At 62.7% G+C, this 2,233-nt stretch carries 3 protein-coding genes; all 3 read right to left on the bottom strand.

Translation table 11 applies throughout. The features are described 5' to 3' along the window. A partial coding sequence (locus A2I95_RS32585) for a pitrilysin family protein (protein ID WP_291736499.1) occupies positions 1 to 1,305 on the bottom strand: 1,305 nt, incomplete at its 3' end. A gap of 167 nt (positions 1,306 to 1,472) precedes the next feature. Beyond that, a complete protein-coding gene (locus A2I95_RS32590) occupies positions 1,473 to 1,994 on the bottom strand; it encodes a DUF3035 domain-containing protein (protein WP_291736501.1) in 522 nt (173 codons plus the stop codon). A gap of 55 nt (positions 1,995 to 2,049) precedes the next feature. After that, positions 2,050 to 2,233: signal peptidase II (locus A2I95_RS32595; RefSeq protein ID WP_291736503.1), on the bottom strand; the 184-nt coding region annotated here is incomplete at its 5' end.

A 2,233-nucleotide genomic window follows, 5' to 3' on the forward strand; every position in this document is an offset into this window, starting at 1 on the left:
GACTGATGTCTCCGGCCGCAGAACCTCATTTGCGGCGGCGATGATCTCATCCGCCGTGACCGATTGCAGGATCTTGGGCCAGTCCTGAACGTCCTGCACTGTCAGCCCGATGCTGAGCGCCTGGCCATAGCGATTGGCAATTCCGTTAACGTTGTCGCGGTCATAGATTTCGGCGGCCCGCAGCTGCAGCTTGATGCGCTCCAGCTGAGCTTCGTCCACTCCAGCTTCCAGAAAGCGGGCGATAGTGGCATCCAGCGCCTCCTCGGCCTGATCCATGCTGACGCCCTCAGCCGGAACCACAAGGAAAGTGAAGGACGTATCATCCAGCGAGCTGCCCGAATAGAAGGCGCCGGAGTAGACGGCGACCTGCTGGTCGAATTGCAACGCATTGGCCAGGTAGGAGGTGCTGCCGCCGCCCAAGAGTTCGGCCAGCAAGTAAAGCGCCGCAGCTTTCTGCTGCGCGCCGCTGTCGCGCTCAGGCGCCAGATAGGAGCGCTGCACATAAGGCTGAGCAACGCGCGGGTCCTCAAAAGTGAGGCGGCGGGCAGCGGTCTGCGGCGGCTCCTGGCTGCGGAAGCGCTCCGGCAGTTCAGGGTTTGCCGAGAGCACGCCATAATATGTCTCGGCAAGTGCTTTCACCTCTTCCGGTTCGACATCCCCGGAGACCACCAGGATGGCGTTGTTGGGCGCATAGTAGGTGCGGTAGAAGGACAGCGCATCCTCCATATCCAGGCTTTCCATCTCGTGGCGCCAGCCGATGACCGGCTGGCCGTAGCGGTGATTCAGGTACTGCACCGCCTGCAGCTGCTCGCGGAACAGCGCCACCGGGTCGTTATCAGTGCGCTGGTTGCGCTCTTCCAGGATCACCTCGCGCTCGGTGGCGATATCCTCCTCGCTCAGGCGGAGGTTGGTCATCCGGTCGCTTTCCATCCGCATCATCAGTTCGAGCCGGTCGGCGGCAACGCGCTGGAAATAGGCGGTGTAGTCATAGCTGGTGAAGGCGTTGTCCTGGCCGCCGTTGGCGCGCACGGTGGCCGACAGCTCTCCCGGGGCCAGCTTGTCGGTACCCTTGAACAGCAGATGCTCCAGGAAATGAGCCACGCCGGACTGCCCCGGCGGCTCGTCGGCCGAACCGGCCCGGTACCAGACCATCTGCTGCACAACGGGCGCGCGGTGATCCTCGACCACCACCACGTCCATGCCATTGTCCAGGGTGAACGCGGTCACCGCCTCATCCTCAGCCCGTACAGGCGCGGACAGGGCAGCACTCAGCGCTGCGGCGGCCAATGTGATCCTTTGGATCATCTGGCATCCTCCAATTTCTTGCACCTTTGCCCTTGCCTGGGACCGTGCGGTTACTGCTCTTTCGCCTATTGCAGCCACAAAACGCCGCCCATTGCCAGCAGAAAGACTGCTGTCAACCTACGCTGCCGCTGGCGTCATGCAAGACTGGCTGGCGGAATTGTGAGAGTTCAGGACTCTTCTTCGGGCGGCGACGACGGTGTGGCCGCGCCTGCCTTGCGGAATTGTTCGCTGACAGCAAATGGATCAATGCTCTGCTTCCGGTACAACTGCTCATAGCGGTCAACCGGAACAATCTTGATCCGCCCCAGGTGACGGTTGCGGTGGCGGAATTTCGCATCTTCCGAGGCCAGCGTCTCACGCACTCCCGGCTCCACGCCGTAGCGGCTGGAAGCGGTGACCAGTGCCGCATCGCCCGATGGCACGCCGTTGCCGGACACCAGGGCCGAGGGGTTGCCGCCCAATGCAGCCACTGCCTCGGATTTCGGGTCGGGATCCGTCAGATTGCTGCCGCCCGGGGTCGGCGCAGGCAGCGACGCATAGTTCTCCGGCGTGCTCAGCGGCTTGGACGGCAGGATCAGGAACTCATCCGGGCCGGGGCCAGGCTTTTGAAGGACACGCAGCCCCTTTTGACCGCAGCCGGCCACTGCCAGCGCGCCAGCCAGAACCATCACTCCGAACGGGATCCGCATGCCCCAAAACTCCTGCCTGTTTCCCGGCGCTTTTAACCCATTTGCCCAGCGAGGTCTACGCAGGCTTTTTGCGCCGCCCGTCAAAGAAGATCAGCCCTGCTGCGCCTGCAAAAATGAAGATATCGGCGACATTGAACACGAACGGGTTCTGAATACCGCAGCACGATGTGTTGAGGAAATCCAGCACGTATCCGTACAGCAGCCGGTCCGCGACATTGCCCAGCGCGCCGCCGATCACC

This window comes from Leisingera sp. F5 (genome assembly GCF_001593695.1).

What these genes read in the sequence shown, in the direction of transcription:
- A2I95_RS32590 (WP_291736501.1), bottom strand. Translation starts at nt 1,994, where the DNA reads ATGCGGATCCCGTTCGGAGTGATGGTTCTGGCTGGCGCGCTGGCAGTG.